General features: G+C 49.6%; 23 protein-coding genes and 1 tRNA gene. 20 read left to right on the plus strand and 4 right to left on the minus strand.

The window, feature by feature from the left end:
* Window positions 1–7: 7 nt before the first annotated feature.
* From nuoI to ACO0LH_RS20925, 8 genes are all read left to right on the plus strand, one after another.
* Window positions 8–496 carry an NADH-quinone oxidoreductase subunit NuoI gene (nuoI, locus tag ACO0LH_RS20890; RefSeq protein ID WP_422943062.1) on the plus strand — a complete coding sequence of 163 codons (489 nt, stop codon included), beginning with the start codon at window positions 8–10 and terminating at the stop codon, window positions 494–496.
* A gap of 15 nt (window positions 497–511) precedes the next feature.
* The gene (locus tag ACO0LH_RS20895) at window positions 512–1,162 is read left to right on the plus strand and encodes an NADH-quinone oxidoreductase subunit J (RefSeq protein WP_422943063.1); all 651 of its coding nucleotides are present in this window, start codon (window positions 512–514) and stop codon (window positions 1,160–1,162) included.
* Window positions 1,163–1,471, plus strand: a complete 309-nt coding sequence (gene nuoK, locus ACO0LH_RS20900) for an NADH-quinone oxidoreductase subunit NuoK (protein WP_422943064.1) — start codon at window positions 1,163–1,165, stop codon at window positions 1,469–1,471. It abuts the gene before it with no gap.
* Window positions 1,472–1,548: 77 nt separating this feature from the next.
* Window positions 1,549–3,639, plus strand: a complete 2,091-nt coding sequence (nuoL, locus tag ACO0LH_RS20905; protein ID WP_422943065.1) for an NADH-quinone oxidoreductase subunit L — start codon at window positions 1,549–1,551, stop codon at window positions 3,637–3,639.
* A 26-nt stretch (window positions 3,640–3,665) separates the two neighbouring features.
* Window positions 3,666–5,159, plus strand: a complete 1,494-nt coding sequence (locus tag ACO0LH_RS20910; RefSeq protein WP_422943116.1) for an NADH-quinone oxidoreductase subunit M — start codon at window positions 3,666–3,668, stop codon at window positions 5,157–5,159.
* 76 nt (window positions 5,160–5,235) lie between these two features.
* Window positions 5,236–6,720, plus strand: coding sequence for an NADH-quinone oxidoreductase subunit NuoN (gene nuoN, locus ACO0LH_RS20915; protein WP_422943066.1), 1,485 nt, complete (start codon window positions 5,236–5,238; stop codon window positions 6,718–6,720).
* A gap of 12 nt (window positions 6,721–6,732) precedes the next feature.
* Window positions 6,733–7,044, plus strand: coding sequence for a DUF2818 family protein (locus ACO0LH_RS20920; RefSeq protein ID WP_422943067.1), 312 nt, complete (start codon window positions 6,733–6,735; stop codon window positions 7,042–7,044).
* Complete coding sequence (locus tag ACO0LH_RS20925) at window positions 7,037–7,603, plus strand: NUDIX domain-containing protein (protein WP_422943068.1); 567 nt, start codon at window positions 7,037–7,039, stop codon at window positions 7,601–7,603. The genes ACO0LH_RS20920 and ACO0LH_RS20925 overlap by 8 nt, the downstream gene beginning before the upstream one ends.
* Before the next feature lie 234 nt (window positions 7,604–7,837).
* Here the strand turns inward: ACO0LH_RS20925 and ACO0LH_RS20930 are convergent, their stop codons facing one another.
* Window positions 7,838–9,460, minus strand: coding sequence for an electron transfer flavoprotein-ubiquinone oxidoreductase (locus tag ACO0LH_RS20930; RefSeq protein ID WP_422943117.1), 1,623 nt, complete (start codon window positions 9,458–9,460; stop codon window positions 7,838–7,840).
* A 344-nt stretch (window positions 9,461–9,804) separates the two neighbouring features.
* On the opposite strand from ACO0LH_RS20930, the gene ACO0LH_RS20935 reads away from it, so the two are divergent.
* Together ACO0LH_RS20935 and ACO0LH_RS20940 are read left to right on the plus strand one after the other, a co-directional pair.
* The gene (locus tag ACO0LH_RS20935) at window positions 9,805–10,581 is read left to right on the plus strand and encodes an SDR family oxidoreductase (protein WP_422943069.1); all 777 of its coding nucleotides are present in this window, start codon (window positions 9,805–9,807) and stop codon (window positions 10,579–10,581) included.
* On the plus strand, window positions 10,578–11,039 hold the full coding sequence (locus ACO0LH_RS20940; RefSeq protein WP_422943070.1) for an acyl-CoA thioesterase: 462 nt from the start codon (window positions 10,578–10,580) through the stop codon (window positions 11,037–11,039). Before ACO0LH_RS20935 ends, ACO0LH_RS20940 begins: the two co-directional genes overlap by 4 nt.
* A 29-nt stretch (window positions 11,040–11,068) precedes the next feature.
* Here the strand turns inward: ACO0LH_RS20940 and ACO0LH_RS20945 are convergent, their stop codons facing one another.
* Window positions 11,069–11,629: a LuxR C-terminal-related transcriptional regulator gene (locus ACO0LH_RS20945; RefSeq protein WP_422943118.1), complete on the minus strand. Its 561-nt coding sequence runs from the start codon at window positions 11,627–11,629 to the stop codon at window positions 11,069–11,071.
* Between the two features lie 179 nt (window positions 11,630–11,808).
* On the opposite strand from ACO0LH_RS20945, the gene ACO0LH_RS20950 reads away from it, so the two are divergent.
* Together ACO0LH_RS20950 and ACO0LH_RS20955 are read left to right on the plus strand one after the other, a co-directional pair.
* Window positions 11,809–12,510, plus strand: coding sequence for a CoA transferase subunit A (locus ACO0LH_RS20950; protein ID WP_422943071.1), 702 nt, complete (start codon window positions 11,809–11,811; stop codon window positions 12,508–12,510).
* A 19-nt stretch (window positions 12,511–12,529) separates the two neighbouring features.
* Complete coding sequence (locus ACO0LH_RS20955) at window positions 12,530–13,171, plus strand: CoA transferase subunit B (protein WP_422943072.1); 642 nt, start codon at window positions 12,530–12,532, stop codon at window positions 13,169–13,171.
* Window positions 13,172–13,279: 108 nt separating this feature from the next.
* On the opposite strand, the gene ACO0LH_RS20960 is transcribed toward ACO0LH_RS20955, so the two are convergent.
* Window positions 13,280–13,807 (minus strand): DUF3617 domain-containing protein, encoded by a 528-nt coding sequence (locus ACO0LH_RS20960; protein ID WP_422943073.1) that lies wholly within the window; start codon window positions 13,805–13,807, stop codon window positions 13,280–13,282.
* Between the two features lie 297 nt (window positions 13,808–14,104).
* On the opposite strand from ACO0LH_RS20960, the gene ACO0LH_RS20965 reads away from it, so the two are divergent.
* From ACO0LH_RS20965 to ACO0LH_RS20975, 3 genes are read left to right on the plus strand one after another with little or no spacing between them, the layout of a single operon-like run.
* Window positions 14,105–14,974 (plus strand): alpha/beta fold hydrolase, encoded by an 870-nt coding sequence (locus tag ACO0LH_RS20965; RefSeq protein ID WP_422943074.1) that lies wholly within the window; start codon window positions 14,105–14,107, stop codon window positions 14,972–14,974.
* 11 nt (window positions 14,975–14,985) lie between these two features.
* On the plus strand, window positions 14,986–15,336 hold the full coding sequence (locus ACO0LH_RS20970) for a RidA family protein (protein WP_422943075.1): 351 nt from the start codon (window positions 14,986–14,988) through the stop codon (window positions 15,334–15,336).
* Between the two features lie 5 nt (window positions 15,337–15,341).
* Entirely contained in the window at window positions 15,342–17,579 is a 2,238-nt protein-coding gene (locus ACO0LH_RS20975) for a RelA/SpoT family protein (RefSeq protein ID WP_422943076.1), read from the plus strand.
* A 74-nt stretch (window positions 17,580–17,653) separates the two neighbouring features.
* Here ACO0LH_RS20975 and ACO0LH_RS20980 read toward each other — a convergent pair whose 3' ends face one another.
* Window positions 17,654–18,580 carry a cation diffusion facilitator family transporter gene (locus ACO0LH_RS20980; protein WP_422943077.1) on the minus strand — a complete coding sequence of 309 codons (927 nt, stop codon included), beginning with the start codon at window positions 18,578–18,580 and terminating at the stop codon, window positions 17,654–17,656.
* A 185-nt stretch (window positions 18,581–18,765) separates the two neighbouring features.
* Between ACO0LH_RS20980 and ACO0LH_RS20985 the strand changes: the two genes are divergently transcribed.
* From ACO0LH_RS20985 to rplT, 5 genes are all read left to right on the plus strand, one after another.
* Window positions 18,766–18,842 (plus strand) — tRNA-Val (locus ACO0LH_RS20985).
* Between the two features lie 237 nt (window positions 18,843–19,079).
* Window positions 19,080–20,987: a threonine--tRNA ligase gene (gene thrS / locus ACO0LH_RS20990; protein ID WP_422943078.1), complete on the plus strand. Its 1,908-nt coding sequence runs from the start codon at window positions 19,080–19,082 to the stop codon at window positions 20,985–20,987.
* A gap of 70 nt (window positions 20,988–21,057) precedes the next feature.
* Window positions 21,058–21,579 carry a translation initiation factor IF-3 gene (gene infC / locus ACO0LH_RS20995; protein ID WP_110253943.1) on the plus strand — a complete coding sequence of 174 codons (522 nt, stop codon included), beginning with the start codon at window positions 21,058–21,060 and terminating at the stop codon, window positions 21,577–21,579.
* 202 nt (window positions 21,580–21,781) lie between these two features.
* Window positions 21,782–21,979, plus strand: coding sequence for a 50S ribosomal protein L35 (gene rpmI, locus ACO0LH_RS21000; protein ID WP_110253942.1), 198 nt, complete (start codon window positions 21,782–21,784; stop codon window positions 21,977–21,979).
* Window positions 21,980–22,007: 28 nt separating this feature from the next.
* The gene (gene rplT / locus ACO0LH_RS21005; protein WP_422943079.1) at window positions 22,008–22,367 is read left to right on the plus strand and encodes a 50S ribosomal protein L20; all 360 of its coding nucleotides are present in this window, start codon (window positions 22,008–22,010) and stop codon (window positions 22,365–22,367) included.
* Window positions 22,368–22,389 lie beyond the last annotated feature (22 nt).

Raw genomic sequence — 22,389 nt, forward strand, 5'->3', positions numbered from 1 at the left:
TAAAAAAATGGAAGCAATCAAGGATTTTTTTGGCAGCCTGATGCTGCGCGAACTGATCAAGGGCCTGGCCCTGACAGGTCGCTATATGTTCGCCCGCAAGATCACGGTGCAATTTCCAGAGGAAAAAACACCGCAGTCACCACGTTTTCGTGGCCTGCATGCCCTGCGTCGCTACCCGAACGGGGAAGAGCGTTGCATCGCCTGTAAATTGTGTGAAGCAGTCTGCCCGGCCATGGCAATCACGATCGAATCGGACCAACGCGCAGATGGCTCCCGCCGTACTACGCGTTACGACATCGATCTGACCAAGTGCATTTTCTGCGGTTTCTGCGAAGAATCATGCCCTGTCGATTCCATCGTTGAAACGCATGTGCTGGAATATCATGGCGAAAAACGTGGTGACTTGTATTTCACCAAAGAGATGTTGCTGGCCGTAGGTGATCGTTACGAGACACAAATCGCAGCAGCCCGCGCAACTGACGCGGCCTACCGCTAACAGGACCGGTTCGATATGGAATTTACTACCGTTTTATTTTATGTTTTCTCGGCGATACTGATACTCGCTGCGACACAGGTTATTTCTGCCCGCAATCCGGTACATGCCGCATTGTTTCTGGTGCTGTGTTTTTTCACGGCCTCAGGCATCTGGATGTTGTTGAAGGCTGAATTCCTGGCCATCGTACTGGTACTGGTGTATGTCGGTGCGGTTATGGTGCTGTTCCTGTTTGTGGTGATGATGCTGGATATTAATCTTGATAAATTGCGAGAGGGATTCTGGAGTCACTTCCCGGTAGCTGCGGCAGTTGGTATCGTCATCGTGCTGGAAATGTCGGCTGTCTTGTTGCGTGGCTTTTTGCGTCCAGACAATCACATTCCTGCGGCAGCGGACAAGATTGGCAATACCAAAGCGCTGGGTATAGAGATTTTCAAGAATTACCAGTTTGCCTTTGAAGTTGCGGCTGCAATCCTGTTGCTGGCTATTGTGGCAGCAGTTGCCCTGACTCTGCGTCGTCGTAAGGACAGCAAGTATTTCGATCCGGCTGCGGCAGTAAAAGTTAAAAGCAGTGACCGCATACGCATAGTCAGCATGAAAGCTGAATCTGAACGTGCTGAAAACAATGCATTGGCTGCGGCGGCATCTACAGTAAAGCAGGAGACTTAAATGGCTTTGTCTTTGACACACTACCTGGTATTGGGGGCAATTTTATTTGCCATCTCTATCGTGGGTATTTTCCTTAATCGTAAAAACATCATCGTTTTGCTGATGGCGATTGAGTTGATGTTGTTGGCCGTGAATATTAATTTCATCGCTTTCTCACATTATTTGGGTGATGCTGCTGGTCAGGTATTCGTCTTCTTTATTCTGACAGTAGCCGCTGCTGAATCCGCCATAGGTCTGGCGATTCTGGTGGTCTTGTTCCGTAATCTGGACACGATCAATGTCGAAGATTTGGATGCATTAAAAGGATAATTGTGCGGAAAGCGCCCAGGCGTTTTCCGGCATTTGCTGGCGATTTAAGAAAAGTAATAAGCTAACAAAGGGTCATCATGGCGGGGCAACTTAACCCACAACTATTATTGGCAGTACCTCTGGCGCCTCTGGCAGGGTCTGCTATTGCAGGTTTGCTAGGCACGAAATTTTTCGGCAACGTGGTCGGACGTAAAGTCTCACATACCGCGACCATATTGGGCGTACTGATCGCTTTCGTCATTTCCTGCATTACATTGTCTGCCGTGCTGGACGGTGCAAGCTATAACGCGACGCTGTACCAATGGATGAATGTTGGCGGCCTGAAGCTGGAAGTCGGCTTCATGGTGGACAGCCTGACGGCGATGATGATGTGCGTAGTGACCTTTGTGTCGCTGATGGTGCATATCTATACCATAGGCTATATGGCAGAAGACGAAGGCTATAACCGTTTCTTCTCCTACATCTCCTTGTTTACGTTCTCGATGTTGATGCTGGTCATGAGCAACAACTTCCTGCAATTGTTCTTTGGCTGGGAAGCCGTGGGCCTGGTTTCTTATCTGCTGATCGGTTTCTGGTATACCAAGCCAACAGCAATTTATGCCAACATGAAGGCCTTCCTGGTGAACCGTGTTGGTGACTTTGGGTTCATATTGGGCATAGGCATCCTGGTCGCTTACGCGGGTTCCATGGATTACGTAGAAGTATTTGCCAAAAAAGAAGAACTGGCAAAACTGATACTGCCACATACCAACTGGATGTTGATCACAGTTGCCTGTATCTGCCTGTTTATCGGTGCGATGGGTAAGTCTGCACAGTTCCCTCTGCACGTCTGGTTGCCAGATTCGATGGAAGGCCCGACGCCAATTTCTGCCCTGATTCACGCTGCAACGATGGTGACCGCCGGTATTTTCATGGTGTCACGCATGTCGCCCCTGTTTGAGTTGTCTGATACGGCATTGTCCTTTGTTCTGATAATAGGTTCGATTACTGCCTTGTTCATGGGCTTCCTGGGTATCATCCAGAACGATATCAAGCGTGTGGTCGCTTATTCCACGTTGTCACAACTGGGTTATATGACAGTTGCGCTGGGTGCTTCTGCTTACTCGGTAGCGGTATTCCATCTGATGACGCATGCTTTCTTCAAGGCCTTGTTGTTCCTTGCGGCCGGTTCTGTAATTATTGGTATGCACCATGATCAGGACATCCGCAACATGGGTGGTCTGCGTAAATACATGCCGATTACATGGCTGACATCCCTGCTTGGATCACTGGCATTGATTGGTACACCGTTCTTCTCTGGCTTCTATTCCAAAGACAGCATTATTGAAGCAGTGCAGGCAAGTCATTTGCCAGGCGCAGGTTTTGCCCAGTTCGCAGTGCTGGCGGGTGTGTTTGTGACTGCTTTTTATTCTTTCCGTATGTATTTCCTGGTGTTCCACGGTAAAGAAAACTTCGGCCATGCACATGCTCATCATGACGATCACCATGCCAAAGATGCGCATGCAAAGGATGGCCACGACGCACACGCAGATAACGCACATGATGACCACGACGCGCATCATCATGGACTGGCACCAGGACAAAAACCGCATGAATCACCACTGGTAGTATGGTTGCCGCTGGTCTTGCTGGCGATTCCTTCTGTCTTCATCGGTTTCTTCTCGATTGAGCCTATGTTGTTTGGCAAGTTCTTCGACAACGTGATCTTCGTCAACGAAGCGCATCATGCAATGGAAGAACTCAAGCATGAATTCCATTCGCCGTTCGCCATGGCCCTGCATGCCCTGATGACGCCGCCGTTCTGGCTGGCACTGGCAGGTGTGGCAACCTCGTATGTGTTCTACATGGTCAAACCAGGTATTCCTGCTGCGATCAAGGAAAAAGCAGGTGTCATTTACACGCTGCTGGACAATAAATACTATATGGACCGTTTCAACGAAATCGTCTTTGCTGGTGGCGCGCGCATGCTGGGTGGTGGTTTGTGGAATATCGGCGATAAAGGCTTGATTGACGGTCTGGTCGTCAATGGCAGCGCGAAACTGGTTGGATGGGTTTCCAGGGTGATACGTCAATTGCAAAGTGGTTATATCTATCACTATGCGTTTGTGATGATACTCGGCGTCATGGCCTTCCTTGCGTACACAGTGCTGTTTCCCTTCGCTAAATAAGTGACCACGGCTATAAAAAGATAATCATTATGCAGTCAACTTCTACTCTACTTAGCCTCGCAATCTGGTGTCCGATTGTGTTCGGTATTTTTGTACTGGCCTTTGGTCGCGACAGCAACCCTGGCTTGGTGCGCGGTGTATCACTGATCGGTTCACTGGCCAGCTTTCTGGTGACGATTCCTATTGTCAGAAATTTCGATAACACTGCACACGGTATGCAGTTTGTAGAGAAATTTTCCTGGATAGAACGCTTCAATGTATTTTATGCGCTGGGCGTTGATGGCATCTCCCTGTGGTTGATTCCTCTGACTGCGTTCATTACCGTTATTGTGGTGATCGCTGCCTGGGAAGTAGTCGAGAAGCAAGTTGCGCAATACATGGGCGCCTTCCTGATTTTATCGGGCCTGATGATTGGCGTTTTCTGTGCAACTGACGGTTTGCTGTTCTATGTTTTCTTTGAGGCGACCCTGATACCGATGTACATCATCGTGGGTGTCTGGGGTGGGCCAAACCGCGTGTATGCGGCGTTCAAGTTCTTCCTCTACACCTTGCTGGGTTCCTTGCTGACCCTGGTGGCGATTATTTACCTGTATCTGAAGTCCGGTCATTCATTCGATATCATGGTATGGCATAAACTGCCTTTGCCACTGACAGCACAAATCATGATTTTCTGTGCTTTCCTGATGGCTTTTGCAGTCAAAGTGCCGATGTGGCCAGTGCATACCTGGTTGCCTGATGCCCACGTTGAAGCACCTACGGGTGGTTCCGTCGTACTGGCAGCGATCATGCTGAAACTGGGTGCTTATGGCTTCCTGCGTTTCTCTTTGCCGATTGCCCCGGATGCGAGCCATTACATGGCGAACTTTATTATCACTCTGTCGCTGATTGCGGTGATTTATATTGGCCTGGTGGCTCTGGTACAAAAGGATATGAAAAAACTGGTGGCCTACTCTTCCATCGCTCATATGGGTTTTGTGACACTTGGCTTCTTCATGTTTAATGAGTTGTCAGTGCAGGGTGCCATCGTGCAGATGATTTCTCACGGTTTTATTTCAGGCGCAATGTTCCTGTGTATCGGTGTTCTGTATGACCGTGTACATTCCCGCGAAATCGCTGACTACGGCGGTGTGGTTAACACCATGCCCAAGTTTGCTGCCTTGTTCGTCCTGTTTTCCATGGCTAATTGCGGCTTGCCTGCGACCTCGGGTTTCGTTGGTGAATTCATGGTAATACTGGGTGCGGTTCAGTTTAATTTCTGGATAGGCATGCTGGCAGCAACCGCTTTGATTTTCGGCGCAGCTTATTCCTTGTGGATGGTGAAACGCGTCTTGTTTGGCGCTATTACCAATGAGCACGTAGCGCATCTGGCTGATGTCAACAAGCGTGAATTTTTCATGCTGGGTGTATTGGCGATTGCGGTAATTGCGATGGGTCTGTACCCGGCACCATTTACCGATGCAATGCAGGTGTCAGTGACAGACTTGTTGAAGCACGTCGCGACGACAAAAGTGTTGCCTTGATAGAGATATGGATGCGCACACCACGCAACGTCCAGTTTGGATTTAATTCGTGGCTGCAGATCAATGCTAGTAAAAAATGAATAATATGAACCTGATACCACTTTATCCTGAGATCTTTTTGCTGCTGGCAATCTGTGCCATCCTGCTCATTGATATGTTCCTGGCGGACAGCAAGCGCAATGTCACCTATGTCCTCAGTATCATTGCGCTGGCTGTGTGCGGCGCATTGACCGTGGCAAATTCTGATACGGTGATATCGATTTATGTCAGTAACAATATGTTTGTTTCTGACCCGATGTCGAATTTGCTGAAATTGTTCTCGTATGTTGCGGTGGGCATTACGCTGATTTATTCGCGTCAATATGTCAGTGACCGTGGCATGACCAATACGCATCTGGGTGGTGAATTTTATGTACTCGCCCTGTTCGCTCTGTTGGGGCAAATGATCATGATCTCGGGCAATAATTTCCTGATCATTTATCTTGGCCTGGAATTGATGTCCCTGTCGCTATATGCTCTGGTTGCCTTGCGTCGTGACCATACCGTATCAACAGAAGCGGCGATGAAGTATTTCATCCTCGGTGCTCTGGCATCAGGCTTCATGCTGTATGGTATTTCCATGTTGTATGGTGCAACTGGCTCTTTGCATTTAAGCGAAGTCGTCAAAGTGGCAGCGACAGCAACGGCCAACAAGACTATCCTGGTGTTTGGTATCGTCTTCCTGGTAGCTGGCCTGGCGTTTAAACTGGGTGTTGTACCTTTCCATATGTGGGTGCCTGACGTGTATCAGGGCTCGCCAACGGCGGTGACCTTGCTGCTGGGCGGTGCACCCAAGCTGGCAGCATTTGCAATTACTTTCCGTTTGCTGGTAGAAGGCTTGTTCCCGCTGGCGGTTGATTGGCAGCAAATGCTGGTAGTGCTGGCGGTCTTGTCAATGGCGGTTGGTAACCTGACAGCGATTGCGCAAACCAATCTCAAACGGATGCTGGCTTATTCCACCATTTCGCAAATGGGTTTCATGTTGCTGGGCATGCTGTCTGGCGTCGCCAACGGCAATGCTGATCTGGCAGTGGATGCATATAGCGCATCTATGTTCTACAGCATCACCTATGTATTGACGACTCTGGGTACTTTTGGTGTCGTGATGTTGCTGGCACGTTCCGGATTTGAAGCCGAGAACCTCGAAGACCTGAAAGGCCTGAACAAGCGTAGCCCATGGTTTGCGCTGGTGATGTTGCTGTTGATGTTCTCACTGGCAGGCATCCCTCCGATGATGGGCTTCTATGCCAAGCTGTCAGTTTTGCAGGCAGTCCTGTCTACGGGGCAGTTGTGGCTGGCCATCGTTGCAGTACTGTTCTCGCTGATTGGTACTTTCTACTACCTGCGTGTGGTCAAGCTCATGTATTTTGATGAACCTGTCGATAACAAACCTATCGTTGTGCATACTGACATGCGTATCGTCCTGAGCATTAATGGTCTGGCCGTATTGGTGATGGGCTTGTTGCCTGGTTCTTTGATGACAGCCTGCGTGAATGCCATCGCCAACACACTTAAGTACTGATACGGTAGATTAGTGAGTAGCTCTGCATCAAGCTGGCTGGTAATCGTATTGGCAGTCCTGGCTGCCAATCTACCCTTTTTAAACGAACGCTGTTTTGCGCTGGTCGCAATCCAGCGTTTTGTCATTTCCAAGCCGTTGTGGGTACGCTTGCTGGAATTGATCACGCTGTATTTCTGCGTAGGGGTAATTGCTTATGCGCTGGAAGCCGGCGCAGGTAATTCCTTTTCTCAAGGCTGGGAATTTTACGCCATCAATGCCTGCCTGTTCCTGGTACTGGCATTTCCTGGCTTCGTGTATCGCTATATGAGACGGCGACATGACTGACAAAATTCAGACCAATCTCAACTTGCAGGAAACCCGTGTTTCCGGTGAGCTGGCCTATGACGGCAGCTTCCTGAAGGTCGACAAGGATATAGTGTCGTTGCCGGATGGTCAGACAGCCACCCGCGAATATATACGCCACCCCGGTGCAGTGGTGGTGATTCCCCTGTTTGATGACGGGCGCATATTACTGGAAAAGCAGTTCCGTTATCCGCTGCACCAAGTTTTCATTGAATTTCCCGCAGGTAAAATTGACGCGGGTGAAGACCCCCTGGTCTGTGCCCAGCGTGAATTGCGCGAAGAAACGGGTTATACCGCAACAGATTGGTCGTTTGTCTGCACCATCCACAATGCCATCGCTTACTCTGATGAACATCTTGACATTTACCTGGCCAAGGGTTTGACAGCAGGGCAGGCGGCACTGGATGAAGAAGAATTCCTCGAAGTATTTACCGCAAGCTTGCCAGAAATGCTGGCATGGATCAAAAATGGGCAGATCACCGACGTAAAAACCGTTATAGGCACATTCTGGCTAGAGAAAATCCTGGCCGGTAAGTGGTGATTGCAGCTTGGAATCGTGAAAGCCGTAAAAACAAAACGCCGCTAATCAGCGGCGTTTTGCATTCATGACCTATCCAAAGCAGGCAGTGTTTACGGTATCTCAAGAAGTTATGAGTAAGCGTAGCGAGCAGGGCTAGTGTGAGTTAAGAAGCGTAGTTGTACGGATGTATGACTACGCATTTGCAAAAAAACAGGCTCGAAATCGCCCTGTGCAGTAGCTTAATCAGGGCTTCGCTTACATATTTGGATAATTCGGTCCGCCGCCACCTTCCGGTGTGACCCAGACGATATTCTGGGTCGGGTCTTTGATATCACAGGTTTTACAGTGCACGCAGTTTTGTGCATTGATCTGCAAGCGATCTTTGCCTTCTTCGTTCTTGACGAACTCATACACACCCGCCGGGCAGTAACGCGATTCTGGCCCTGCATAGGTGGCCAGATTGACTGATACCGGCACATCGGCGTTTTTCAGCGTCAGGTGGATAGGCTGGTCTTCTGCATGGTTGGTGTTGGAAATGAATACCGAAGACAAACGGTCAAAGGTCAGTTTGCCATCCGGCTTTGGATAGACAATCGGCTTAAAGTCGGCCGCTGGTCGCAGGCATTCATGATCTGCCTTGCTGTGATGCAAGGTCCACGGTGCCTTGCCGCGTAAGACAACCTGATCCAGCCATACCAGGGGAGAACCATAAGTGCCGCGTTTCAACAGCGGTTTGACATTGCGGGCCGTATGCAATTCTTCATGCAGCCATGAGGTTTCAAAGGTCGACGAATAGCGTGTCAACTCATCATGCTGGCGGTTTTCTGCAAGGGCATCAAAGGCGGCGCTGGCGGCCAGCATGCCAGTCTTGATCGCTGCATGACTGCCCTTGATGCGGCTCATGTTGAGGAAGCCAGCATCACAACCTATCAGTGCGCCACCAGGGAACACCAGCTTGGGCAGGGACTGCAAGCCACCCGCTGTAATGGCACGGGCACCATAGGAAATCCGTTTGCCACCTTCAAAGAAAGTGCGGATGGAAGGGTGGGTCTTGAAACGCTGGAATTCTTCGTAAGGCGACAGATAAGGGTTTTCATATGCCAGCCCGACCACATAGCCTACGGCGACCAGATTGTCTTCGAGGTGATACAGGAAAGAGCCGCTATATTGATCCATCAAAGGCCAGCCAGTCGTATGCACAACCAGGCCGGGTTTATGCTGCTTGGGATCGATCTCCCACAATTCCTTGATGCCTATGCCATACGATTGTGGGTCCTTGCCTTTGCTCAGGTCGTATTTGGCAATCACTTGTTTGCCCAAGTGGCCGCGGGCACCTTCGGCAAACAAGGTATATTTGGCGTGCAATTCCATACCCAGCTGGAATGACGATGTAGGCTGGCCATGACGGTCAACACCCATATTGCCAGTTGCCACACCTTTGACCGAACCATCATCGTTGTACAAGACTTCTGCTGCGGCAAAGCCCGGGAATACTTCTACGCCCAGCGCTTCTGCCTGCTGACCCAGCCAGCGCGTGACATTCGCCAGCGAAACGATGTAGTTGCCATGATTCTCGAAACAGGCAGGCAGCATCCAGTTGGGGGTGCGGTAGGCGTTTTTTTCTGTTAGTACCAGAACGCGGTCTTCGGTCACCTCGGTATTGAGAGGCGCCCCCATTTCCTTCCAGTTGGGAAACAGCTCGGTCAGTGCCTTCGGGTCCATGACTGCGCCAGAAAGGATATGTGCGCCAGGTTCGCCGCCTTTTTCCAATACGCAGACAGACACTTCTGTGCCTTTCTCTGCCGCCAGTTGTTTTAACTTAATGGCTGCCGACAAGCCAGCTGGCCCACCACCGACGATGACGACATCATATTCCATTGCATCGCGGGGGCCGTACTGTTCAAGTATGCTTTGTGTCATGGCTATTTTCACTTTCTGAATATTTTCGAACGAGCGTGCTTATTTATTCTTAGCATGTTAGCTGCTGTTAAGGTATTGCGCAACTGAGAGCGTACTCGAATATTCTTTTGTTATTGATACGCAAAATATCTGGAATTATCGCAGAGCCAACTCTGGTATGCATCAAGATCCTATGAAATAGATCTGATATTTCTGTAAAAATCTTCAACTAATTCAAATCCATACCACAAAAGCATAATCAGTATGTCATCATAGCGCTTCGTAGATGCGTAAGCTTATTCCAAATATTAGTGGAGATTCAGATGGGCATAGAAGTCAATTTCGAAGGCAAGATTGCGTTAATCACTGGTGCTTCCAGTGGCCTGGGTGCACGATTCGCCAAAATACTGGCGCAGGCGGGTGCACAGGTTGTGCTGGCCTCACGCCGCATAGACAGGTTAAAGGAATTGCGTGCTGAAATCGAAGCCGAAGGTGGTGCGGCCCACGTGGTTGCTCTGGATGTCACTGATTATGCCAGCATCAAATCTGCCATTGCCCATGCTGAGACAGAGGCTGGTCCCATCGACATTCTGATCAACAATTCAGGTGTATCAACCACGCAACGCCTGGTTGATGTGACCCCGGATGATTATGCCTATGTGATGGACACCAATCAGCGTGGTGCCTTCTTTGTTGCACAGGAAGCCGCCAAGCGCATGATCGCCAGACACAAAGGCGACCCGAAAAAACAGCACCGTATTATTAACATCGCTTCCGTTGCCGGTTTGCGTAACCTGCCGCAAATCGGCATTTATTGCATCAGCAAGGCAGCAGTCGTGCACATGACCAAATCGATGGCAGTGGAATGGGGTAAATACGGCATTAATGTGAATGCCATTTGCCCTGGCTATATTTCCACTGAAATCAATTCAGATTATTTTGCCACTGACGCAGGTCAGAAACTGGTTGATATGTTGCCACGCAAGCGCGTTGGCGTTCCTGAAGATCTGGATGGCATCTTGCTATTGCTGGCAGCTGAAGAATCACGCTTCCTCAATGGTGCCATTGTTACAGCTGATGATGGTATGAGCGTGCAATGATAGAGAATAAGGTTACGGAAAAGAAGCTCGTCTATACCGTCACCATTCCTATCCGGTGGGGCGATATGGATGCCATGGGGCATGTCAACAATACCGTGTATTTCCAATATATGGAACAGGCGCGGATAGAGTGGCTGAGCATGATGGGTTGTATGCCCGATGAAAACGGCAATGGCCCGGTCATCGTCAATGCCTATTGCACCTTCAAGAAGCCCCTGAAATACCCAGGCCAGGTAGAGGTCTGCACTTATATCGGTGCGGCAGGGCGCAGCAGTTTTGAAACCATGCAGGAAATGCGTTCTGTCGGCGATGGTTATGCCCTGTATGCTGAGGGCGGTGCCAAAGTCGTCTGGGTTGCGGCTGAAAATGGTAAGTCAATCGCCTTGCCTGATGCCATCAAGCAAAAACTAAGTGAGATTAAAACTGCTGGCAAACGCAAAACCTTGACTTCATCATAGTGGCACATTGGAAGGGCGGCCATAGTCCGCTAGTGCATTATTCCCAGCAGCTTGTGTACCAGTTCGCTGGAGGTAGACGCATTGAATTTGCGCATCAGTTTTGCCCTGTGCATTTCCACGGTCCGTGGGCTTAGTGCGATTTGCCGTGCAATCAGTTTGCTGGTTTTACCCTCAACCAGCAGGGCGGCAATTTCCCGCTCACGCGGTGTCAGTTCTGCGGTGACGGAACGCTTGGCGCTGAGGTCTTCAAAAGTCCAGATGCCTGCAGCATGCGGATCATCTTTATTCAAGCCACGTCCTGACACATGACACCAGAATAACTCCTGGCTGGCGCGCTTCATGATGCGCTCGTCTGAATAATAACCTTTGGCATTCATGATAGGCGTGATCCTGGCGCCAGTGCGTTCAAATTCGTCCGGACTGGGGTAAAGCACCAGAAAAGACTGGCCAAGCAATTCATTTTTTTTATAGCCGAACATTTTCGCCAGATCATCATTGCATGCGCGGATAACACGGTTTTGCGACACGCACATGCCGACCGGGGCTTGTTGAAATATGGATTCGAAATCTATGCTCTGTTCGACGTTCATTTCCATGATCTGCTAATGTGGTTTCAGTAAAGGCGTATTTTTACGGTATTGCGCAGTATAACGCAGCATCATATCCTGTAAGCTTACTGAAAATATAGCTTGTTGACAGCATTTCCCGCACTTCTGCTGTAGCATAAGCACGAGAAATATACTTATCAAGAATAACGAAAGGGGACACGATGAACAAGGTTTATCCTGATGCAGCAAGCGCTCTCGCAGACATCATGAAGGACGGGCAGACTATCGCTGTAGGTGGTTTTGGTTTGTGTGGCATTCCTGAAGCGCTGATCGCTGCCTTGCGCGATTCCGGCATCAAAGACCTGACGGCAATCTCCAATAATGCCGGGGTTGATGGTTTTGGCCTGGGGCAGTTGCTGACGACCCGCCAGATCAAGAAAATGATTTCGTCCTATGTCGGCGAAAACAAGGAATTTGAACGCCAATACCTGGCTGGTGAACTGGAACTGGAATTCACGCCGCAAGGCACGCTGGCAGAAAAACTGCGTGCCGGCGGTGCAGGTATCCCGGCTTTTTTCACCAAAACCGGTGTCGGTACCATCGTGGCTGATGGCAAGGAAATCCGCGAATTCGATGGCCAGAAATATGTGATGGAGCGCTCGCTGGTCTCTGACGTATCCCTCGTCAAAGCCTGGAAGGCCGACAAGTCCGGCAATCTCGTCTACCGCAAAACCGCCCGTAACTTCAATCCTAATGTCGCCATGGCTGGCAAGATCACCGTGGCGGAAGTGGAAATACTGGTCGAAACCGGCGAGCTTGATCCCGATGAAGTCCATACACCAGGTATTTTCGTGCAGCGTATTGTCGTCAATGCCAATCCCGAAAAACGTATAGAGCAGCGTACCGTACGCCCTTCAAAATAAGACTAGCAGGAGACACAAGATGGCATGGAATCGTGATGAAATGGCTGCACGTGCAGCACAGGAATTGCAAGACGGTTTTTACGTCAACCTGGGCATAGGCTTGCCTACCCTGGTGGCCAACCACGTGCCAGAAGGCATGGAAGTCTGGCTGCAATCCGAAAACGGTTTGTTGGGTATAGGCCCTTTCCCTACTGAAGAAGAAGTTGACCCTGACATGATCAATGCCGGCAAGCAAACGGTGACGACCTTGCCTGGTTCTTCGATTTTCAGTTCGGCAGATTCGTTCGCCATGATACGAGGCGGTAAAATCAATCTGGCTATCCTTGGCGCGATGCAGGTCAGTGAGCACGGCGACCTGGCCAACTGGATGATTCCCGGCAAGATGGTCAAGGGCATGGGTGGTGCGATGGATCTGGTCGCTGGCGTAGGCCGTGTTGTAGTCTTGATGGAGCACGTTGCCAAGGGTGATGCCCACAAGATCTTGAAAGCCTGTAATTTGCCGTTGACAGGCGTCGCCGTCGTCAATCGCATCATCACCGATCTGGGGGTGATTGACGTGACGCCAACTGGCTTGAAACTCGTTGAGTTGGCGGCGGGTGTGACAAAAGAAGAAATTATCGCCAAGACTGAAGCCAACCTTGATGTGAGTGTCCTGGGCTGACGCCTTGTTAAGGTTTTTCGAGCTGAATTAAAACAGGAAAGCCGCTGTATTTGCAGCGGCTTTCCTGTTTTATCTTGACTGATTAAGTCTTAATTGCAAACAGCAACTTCATTTCTTTGCTGGCATAGGGTAGGGCTTGGTGTCGCCACAATCATTGGCTATCCATTTGCCTGTCGTTTCCATATGTTGCGATACGGGCTGGCCATGCGCTGTGCCCTTGAAATCATAGACGGAAGTCAGGTTTTCTGGTGTATAACTGCCCTTCACCGTACCCGTGCCTTTCATGTCTCCGGTTTCGCACACAATATCCCCAGTGTAGCTATTACCTGAGCGCGTAAAGTTTTTGCTTTGGCAGCTTTGATCGCGTCCACTGGCGGAGGGCGGTCTATCCTGATCGACCATTTCTTTGGTAAAGCAAACTTTATGTACCATGCCGCCATTTTGCATGTCGGGCATCTTGATACCCATCTGCTTCATTTTTTCCAGTTGCTCAGGCGGAATCTTGGGCATGGTCTTCATGGCATCCGACTTCATGGTCATTTCCCACAGGCCGGGTTTCATTTTATCTGCCGCACTACAAGTTGCAGCAGTGAAAAAAAGCGTAGAGATGCCGACAAAACGAGTAAAAGTATGCATAGGAAATCCCGGTCCGTTAGTGTTATGCAACTATACATCTGAAAAAAAAGCGATGAAAGCAATAAATGTCAGCTTAAGGCAAGGTTTTAGGGTTTTGAGGCATCAAGTGTTATTGTGTCAACTTAGTCTTGTATATGTATGCCTCATGGCGTTGGTTTCGCTGCCAATGTAGTGATCCTTAAGCTTTGTTTGGCTTAAAAATCGTGCGCTGGAACATATATCAAAGATTTTAAACGCAACGAACGGTAAAATGTCATTCATAGACATTAGTAAAAATATTGCTCACAAGGATAGCTCATGCAGGCGACACGCAAAACAGTGCAATGTATCTCGCCTTCCGGCTTGCATACCATGTCCTATAAAGAATGGGGTGATCCGCTGAACCCTAAGGTTTTGGTCTGTGTACACGGTATTACGCGTGTATCAGATGATTTCGATGCATTGGCCATCGCCTTATGTCAGGATTATCGCGTGGTTTGCCCGGACGTGGTGGGGCGCGGTTATTCAGGGCGATTGCGCAACCCCATGCATTATCAGATACCGCAATATGTCAGTGATATGGTGACACTGTTGGCACGCCTGAATGCCACAACGGTACACTGGTTTGGCACATCCATGGGTGGCTTGATAGGCATGAGCCTGGCCAGTTTGCCGGATAACCCGATCGCCAAACTGGTCCTGAACGATGTCGGACCTGTGCTGAACCCGGATGCTCTGGCCAGAATCGGTGACTATATCGGGCAGGATGTACGCTTTGATAATTTCGAGGACGCGCAGGAATATATCAAGAGCATTTCATTGTCGTTCGGTCCGCATACGCCAGAGCAATGGGAAAAGCTGGCGCGTGATGTCTTGCGGCAGAATGAAGACGGTCAATGGGTGCGCCATTATGATCTTGGTCTGGCGATACCCTTGAAAGCCAGTACGCCGGAAATGGCAGCCATTGGACAGAATATGTTGTGGGCAGCGTATGATGCGATAAAGTGTCCAACCTTGCTGGTGCGCGGTGAGAAATCGGATTTACTCACAACTGCATCAGCACACGAAATGGCGCAGCGCGGGCCGTGCGCAAAGCTGGTCGAAATTCCAGGTGTCGGGCATGCCCCGACCTTTGTGCAGCCTGAGCAGATTGCCATCGCCAGTGATTTTTTATTGAACCAGGTTTGATTGCAGAGAAAATGAGTATTCAAAGATTTCATGTAGGGCCACGTTTGTCAGAAACAGCGGTATTTAATAATGTCGTGTATCTGGCGGGACAAATTCCCGATGATGCTACCCAGGATATGCAAGGCCAGACCCGGCAGGTACTGGCGCATGTAGACCGTTTGCTGGCAGAAGCGGGCAGCGACAAGACACGCATCCTGAGTTGCCAGATATTTGTGTCAGATATCAGCCAGATTGGTGCGATGAATCAGGTCTGGGATGCCTGGGTTGCAGAAGGCAATTCGCCCCCAAGGGCAACGGTAGAGGCGAAATTGGCCAAACCTGAATGGTTGATTGAGATCGTTGTTACTGCCGCACAGAAATAAATCATATGGTATCAATCTCGACCACAGCTTCTGAATCAGCGCTGCTTGAAGGTTTGTCTGAAGCAGATGCAGACCGCGTTATTGCTGCGCTCGAATTTGTCACGCCCCTGTATGTCAATAAAAATGTCATTACTGAACAAAATGCCTTGCAGTTTGTGAATGGCGTGGTGGCTACCCTGGCGATGTTGCGTACCGATGTGGATACGCGCATTGCAGCGCTCCTGTTCGAGTTACCGGAATTAAATCCTGTCGCGGCATCGCAAATAGAAATACGTTTTGGTAAGGAAATTGCCGACCTCGTTTCAGGCATACGCCGCCTCATGAAATTACGCGAAGCCGCCTTGACCCAGCATGACGTGGGACGTGGCAAAGATGCTGCCGAAAAAGCGGCGAATCAGATGGAAACCCTGCGCAAAATGGTGCTGGCCATGGCCACTGATATGCGTGTGGTGCTGGTAAGGCTGGCATCAAGAGTGACCACTTTGCGTTATTTTGCCGAATGCAAACGGGAAGATGGCGCTGCCCAGCAATACGCCAGTGAAACCATGGATTTGTATGCACCGTTGGCAAACCGCCTGGGTGTCTGGCAGTTGAAATGGGAACTGGAAGACCTGTCTTTCCGTTTCCTGGAGCCGCAACAGTACAAGCGCATTGCCAAGATGCTGGAAGAAAAACGGCTGGAACGTGAAAGCTTCGTCGTCAGTGCCATTGCCCGTTTGAATCAGGAATTGACCACCGTTGGCGTCAAGGCCGAAGTGACAGGCCGCCCCAAGCATATCTATAGCATCTGGAAAAAGATGAAAGGCAAGTCTGTCGATTTCGACGAATTGTATGACGTGCGTGCCTTCCGTGTCATCGTCGACGACATCAAGGATTGCTATACCGTTCTGGGTATCGTCCATAACGCCTGGACGCCGATACCCAAAGAATTTGATGACTATATTTCCCGGCCCAAGCCAAATGGCTATAAATCGCTGCATACGGTCGTCATCGTAGAAGATGGCAGGCCACTGGAAGTACAGATACGCACACGCGAAATGCACCAGTTTGCTGAATATGGTGTGGCGGCACACTGGCGCTATAAGGAATCTGGTGGATCAAATTTTTCAGCGCAGGAATATGATGAAAAAATTGCCTGGTTAAGGCAATTACTGGCCTGGAAAACCGATGTCACCGATGTCGTCGTCGAGCAGGAAGTTTTACAGCGCGAATGGGTGGAAAAGCTTAAAGCTGCCACGCTTGATGACAGAATTTATGTGCTGACACCACAAGCCAGGGTCATCGAGTTGCCTAGTGATTCGACGCCGGTAGATTTTGCCTACCACCTGCATACCGATGTTGGTCACCGCTGCCGCGGCGCACGTGTCGATAATGTCATGGTGCCACTGAATACGCCGTTGAAAAACGGGCAGACGGTGGAAATCATTACCCTGAAAGTAGGTTCGCCTCAGGCTGGTCCTTCGCGCGACTGGCTGACGCCTGAATATTCTGCCAGCACACGTACGCGTACAAAAATTCGCGCATGGTTTAATACCATCGACCAGGAAGAAACCCTGTCGAATGGCCGTGCCCTGGTTGAAAAAACCTTGCAGCGTGAAGGCAAGACCGCCGTCAACCTGGAAGACCTGGCGCGCAAGCTGGGATTTGCCGAAGTCAACGAACTATTTTTATCTGTTGGTAAAGATGAGTTCAGCCTGCGTCAGATTGAAACGGTATTGCGCGAAAATGTAGCTGAAGTCGAACCGGATGAGCTGAGCTTCACCAATAAAAGCCGTGCGTCCAGTGTGACCCAAGGTGCCAAATCTGGCGTGCTGGTAGTGGGCACCGAAGGTTTGATGACCCAGTTGGCACGTTGCTGCAAACCAGCGCCACCTGATGATATCGTCGGTTTTGTCACTCGTGGCAAAGGCGTATCAATTCACCGGCTGAACTGCAAGAATTTTGCAGAAATGCGCAATAAGGCACCCGAGCGTGTTATTCAAACCACCTGGGGTGATCATGGCAAGGACACTGTCTATCCCGTTGATATTTTTGTGCTGGCGCAAGACCGGCAGGGCTTGCTGCGGGATATTTCTGAAATTTTTTCACGTGAGAAAATCAATGTGATTGGGGTGAATACGCAGAGTGCCAAATCGCAGGCGAGAATGTCTTTCACTGTTGAAATTGGCGGCACAACACAATTGCAAAAAGCACTGACAGTTTTGCATGAGGTAAGTGGTGTGTTGGAAGTGCGGCGCAATTAAATGGTCGACCATTTAATTGCTTGGTTCCTCACTGAGATTGTCATTGCCAGCGCACTGGCGGTGACAATTGTTTGCTAGCCTTCATCTTCAGGCACTTCTGCCTGTAGCGTTATGTGATCAATCTTATGCTTGCTCAGCAGCATGCTTTTGACGCTTTCCAATATTCTGGGCCAGGCGCTCAGGTCTTCGATTTCGAGATGGCCAATCAGGGCAGGGAAGCCAGGTGACATTTCCCATACGTGCAAGTCATGCACTGATAAAACCCCGTTGATGCTTTCAAGATCCTGACCGATTTGTACATAGTCAATATTGTGCGGAACACCTTCCATCAGAAAATGATAAGACTCTGCAAGTACCGAAAATGTGGATTTAAGAATCAGCAGGGAAACAAAAATGGAAAGCAGCGGGTCGATCTGCATCCAGCCTGTCAGATAAATGACGGCACCAGAAACGATGGCTGCGACTGAGCCTAGCAAATCGCCCATGACATGCACGAGGGCAGCCTTGGTATTGACACTTTCCTTGTCATGCGACAAGACCCAGGCAACGACAATATTAATGACCAGGCCTATGCTTGCCACCAGCATTACCGTACCGCCTTGTACGACTTCCGGTGCTGAAAAGCGCTGTATCGCTTCTTTCGCTATCCAGATGATCACGCCCAGCATGACCAGCCCATTGACAAAGGCAGCCAGGGCTTCAGCGCGGCCAAAGCCAAAAGAATTCTTGGCTGTTGGCGGCCGTTTGGCAATCATTTGTGCCAGCAAGGCCAGGCCAAGCGCAGCGGCATCGGTCACCATATGCCCGGCGTCGGAAATCAGCGCCAGTGAATTTGACAAGAAGCCAAATGCGACTTCAACGCCGGCAAAACTCAGTGTCAGGCCCAGTGCCCAGGATAAGACTTTCTGGCTGCGGTTTTCAAAGAAATGTTTGTGCTCGGCATCGCCATGACGGTGATCGTGCAAATGCTCGCTATTGTTGCTGTGGGCTTGTTCAGACATGGCAGAAAATCGCTGGAATTGAGAAGATGGCGTTAGTGTAGCCTAAGGCGGTAATTTATAGGTTTGCCAAATTTATAGCAGACTGATTGTCCACGATTTGAGCACCTGTCGAAGGGCGGTGGAAAAATAATTTGGCCGTAGGGCTAGCAATTTCTCAAAAGTCTCTGCTATACTCTCGTTTCTTTAGGCGCGTAGCTCAGCTGGTTAGAGCACTACCTTGACATGGTAGGGGTCGTTGGTTCGAGTCCAATCGTGCCTACCAAAGATTTTAAAATTATTAAAACATTATAGTTAAGAGCGAGAAAGGCATCCTTGGTTATGACACCGCGAACTACCACTAAACTGGTTTGGGAGCGACTCTAGTCGAGGATACTTTTCGTTTGAAACAAACTGAAAAAGCACGGCTAGCCGTGCTTTTTTTTCGTCTGCGTTTTTTAGACTCATCCTTTATTTCAATTATCTCAATTATTTTTGTATTTTTTCCGCTTTGGAGAGTGACATGGTTTCAGTAAAACTTCCTGATGGTTCGCAACGACAATTCGATGCGCCGGTAACGGTAGCGCAAGTTGCTGCCAGCATCGGTGCTGGCCTGGCAAAAGCTGCTCTGGCTGGACGCGTTAATGGCAAACTGGTCGATACCTCACATCTGATTGATGCTGACGCGGATCTCGCCATTGTCACTGACAAGGATGCGGATGGCCTCGAAGTGATACGCCACTCTACCGCGCACTTGCTGGCCTATGCCGTCAAGGAATTGTATCCAGATGCGCAAGTCACTATCGGCCCGGTCATCGAGAATGGCTTTTACTACGACTTTTCCTACAAGCGCCCATTCACGCCAGATGATCTGGTAGCGATAGAAAAGAAAATGGCTGAACTGGCGAAAAAAGACGAGCCAGTTACACGCAAGGTCTTGCCGCGTGATGAGGCTGTTGCCTATTTCAAATCCATAGGCGAAGCCTATAAGGCGGAGATCATCGAATCGATTCCTGTTGACCAGGATGTGTCCTTGTACACAGAAGGTAGTTTCACTGACTTGTGCCGTGGCCCGCACGTGCCATCGACTGGCAAGCTGAAAGTATTCAAGCTCATGAAACTGGCTGGTGCTTACTGGCGTGGTGACTCCAAAAACGAGATGCTGCAACGTGTCTACGGTACTGCTTTTGCCAAGAAGGAAGATCAGGAAGCTTATCTGCACATGCTGGAAGAGGCAGAAAAGCGCGATCACCGCAAGCTGGGCAAGGCGCTGGATCTGTTTCACTTCCAGGACGAAGCACCTGGCCTGGTGTTCTGGCATGCCAAAGGCTGGACTATCTGGCAGCAGGTAGAGCAATACATGCGCAAGGTCTATCAGGACTGTGGTTACCAGGAGGTGAAGGGCCCGCAAATTCTTGATAGCAGCCTGTGGGGCAAGACTGGTCACTGGGATAACTACAAAGACAATATGTTTGTCACTGAGTCGGAAAACCGCGTCTACGCACTTAAACCGATGAATTGCCCTGGCCATGTGCAGATTTTTAATTCTGGCATGAAGAGCTACCGCGACCTGCCTTTGCGCTTTGGCGAATTTGGGCAATGTCACCGTAATGAGCCGTCTGGTGCGCTGCACGGCATCATGCGCGTACGTGGCTTTACTCAAGATGATGGTCATATTTTCTGTACTGAAGATCAGATCCAAGCGGAAGTCATGGCTTTCCATCCGCAGGCGATGAAAGTGTATGAAGATTTTGGTTTTGACAAGATTTTCATCAAGCTGGCCTTGCGTCCTGATAACCGTATCGGCAGCGATGAAATCTGGGACAAGGCTGAAGATACCTTGCGTACTGCTTTGCGTTCTTGTGGTGTGGAATGGGAAGAATTGCTGGGCGAGGGCGCTTTCTACGGTCCTAAAATCGAATATCACCTGAAAGACAGCCTAGGTCGCCCATGGCAGGTAGGTACCATGCAAGTCGATTTCTTCATGCCTGGTCGCCTGGGTGCAGAATATGTCGCAGATGACAACAGCCGTAAAGTGCCTATCATGCTGCACCGTGCGATTGTCGGCTCGATGGAGCGCTTCATCGGTATCTTGATAGAAAATCATGCTGCTGCCTTGCCTGTGTGGCTGGCGCCGGTGCAGGTTTCCGTCCTGAATATCTCGGAATCGCAGGCTGAATATTCACAATCTGTTGCAGAAATCCTGAAGAAACAAGGGTTTAGAGTAAATACTGATTTGCGTAATGAGAAAATTACCTATAAAATACGCGAGCATTCCATTCAAAAACTGCCATATATCCTCGTGATAGGCGATAAAGAGAGGGATGCCAATACAGTGGCTGTGCGTACGCGTGGCAATCTGGATCTGGGGGTAATGCCTCTGGACGCCTTTATAGCTCGTTTAAAAAACGAAGTTGAAACCAAGGTTTAACAGATTAGCAGCGACCCTGTTTTAAACAGGGCTGCATAGCCTTTTATTATTATTTTCGAAGGAAACTGCAATAGCTACTGACAAGTCACATCGCATCAACGGTGAAATTACAGCGCCAGAAGTGCGCTTATCCGGCGTTGAGAACGAGCCTCTGGGCATCGTAAAACTGGGTGAAGCCTTCCGCTTGGCGGAAGAGGCCAATGTTGATTTGGTGGAAATAGCGCCGACGGCGCAGCCGCCAGTTTGCCGTTTGATGGATTACGGCAAGTTCAAATACCAGGAGCAAAAGAAAGCTCACGAAGCCAAGCTGAAGCAAAAAGTCATTCTGGTCAAGGAAGTCAAATTCCGTCCGGGTACAGATGATGGTGATTACAATATCAAATTGCGTAATCTGACCAAGTTCCTGGATGATGGCGACAAGACTAAAATCACACTGCGTTTCCGTGGTCGTGAAATGGCGCATCAGGAAATCGGTATGCGTATGTTGGAGCGTTTGAAGGCTGATCTGGAACCGTATGGCCAGGTCGAGCAGTTTCCGAAGATGGAAGGTCGTCAGATGATCATGATTCTGGCACCGAAGAAAAAGAAATAATGAGAAATAACAGAAAATAAGTTTTGCTTATTTTCTGTGTGTTTCTTGAGCAGGTTTGTGAGGCACGCATCAGCGCGCATTGCGAAAGACCCACCTTCTGGGCGGGTCACAATAAGTGAGAAGTAGGCATCCAAGAGTAGCGATTGTTGCTGCCACCTACCATCATATAAAAGTGGAGCTGTCTTAAAAGACAGATAGTACTATGCCAAAAATGAAGACGAAAAGCAGCGCCAAGAAGCGCTTCCGCGTCCGTCCAGGTGGAACCGTTAAACGCGGTCAAGCTTTCAAACGTCACATTCTGACTAAGAAAACTACCAAGAACAAACGTCAATTGCGCGGTTCCGTCGGTGTTCATGACACCAACATGGTATCCGTCATGCGCATGATGCCAACAGCTTAACCTCATACTCATTATTTAAGGAGTTATTATGCCTAGAGTAAAACGTGGGGTTACAGCTCGTGCCCGTCATAAGAAAGTTCTCAACCTTGCTAAAGGTTACCGTGGTCGTCGTAGTAAGGTATTCCGTATTGCCAAGCAAGCAGTTATGCGCGCTGGTCAATATGCATACCGTGATCGCCGCAACAAGAAACGTGTATTCCGCGCTTTGTGGATCACACGTATCAATGCAGCGGCTCGCCAGCATGGCCTGACTTACAGTGTGTTTATGAGCGGCCTGAAAAAAGCCGCGATTGAACTCGACCGTAAAGTACTGGCTGACATGGCTGTGATGGACAAACCAGCATTCGCTGCGATTGTTAATCAAGTCAAAGCTAACCTGGCTGCCTAATCACATTCGAACCCATTTACGA

Origin of the sequence: Undibacterium sp. TJN19, from assembly GCF_049339485.1 — a bacterium.
Lineage (GTDB): Bacteria > Pseudomonadota > Gammaproteobacteria > Burkholderiales > Burkholderiaceae_D > Undibacterium.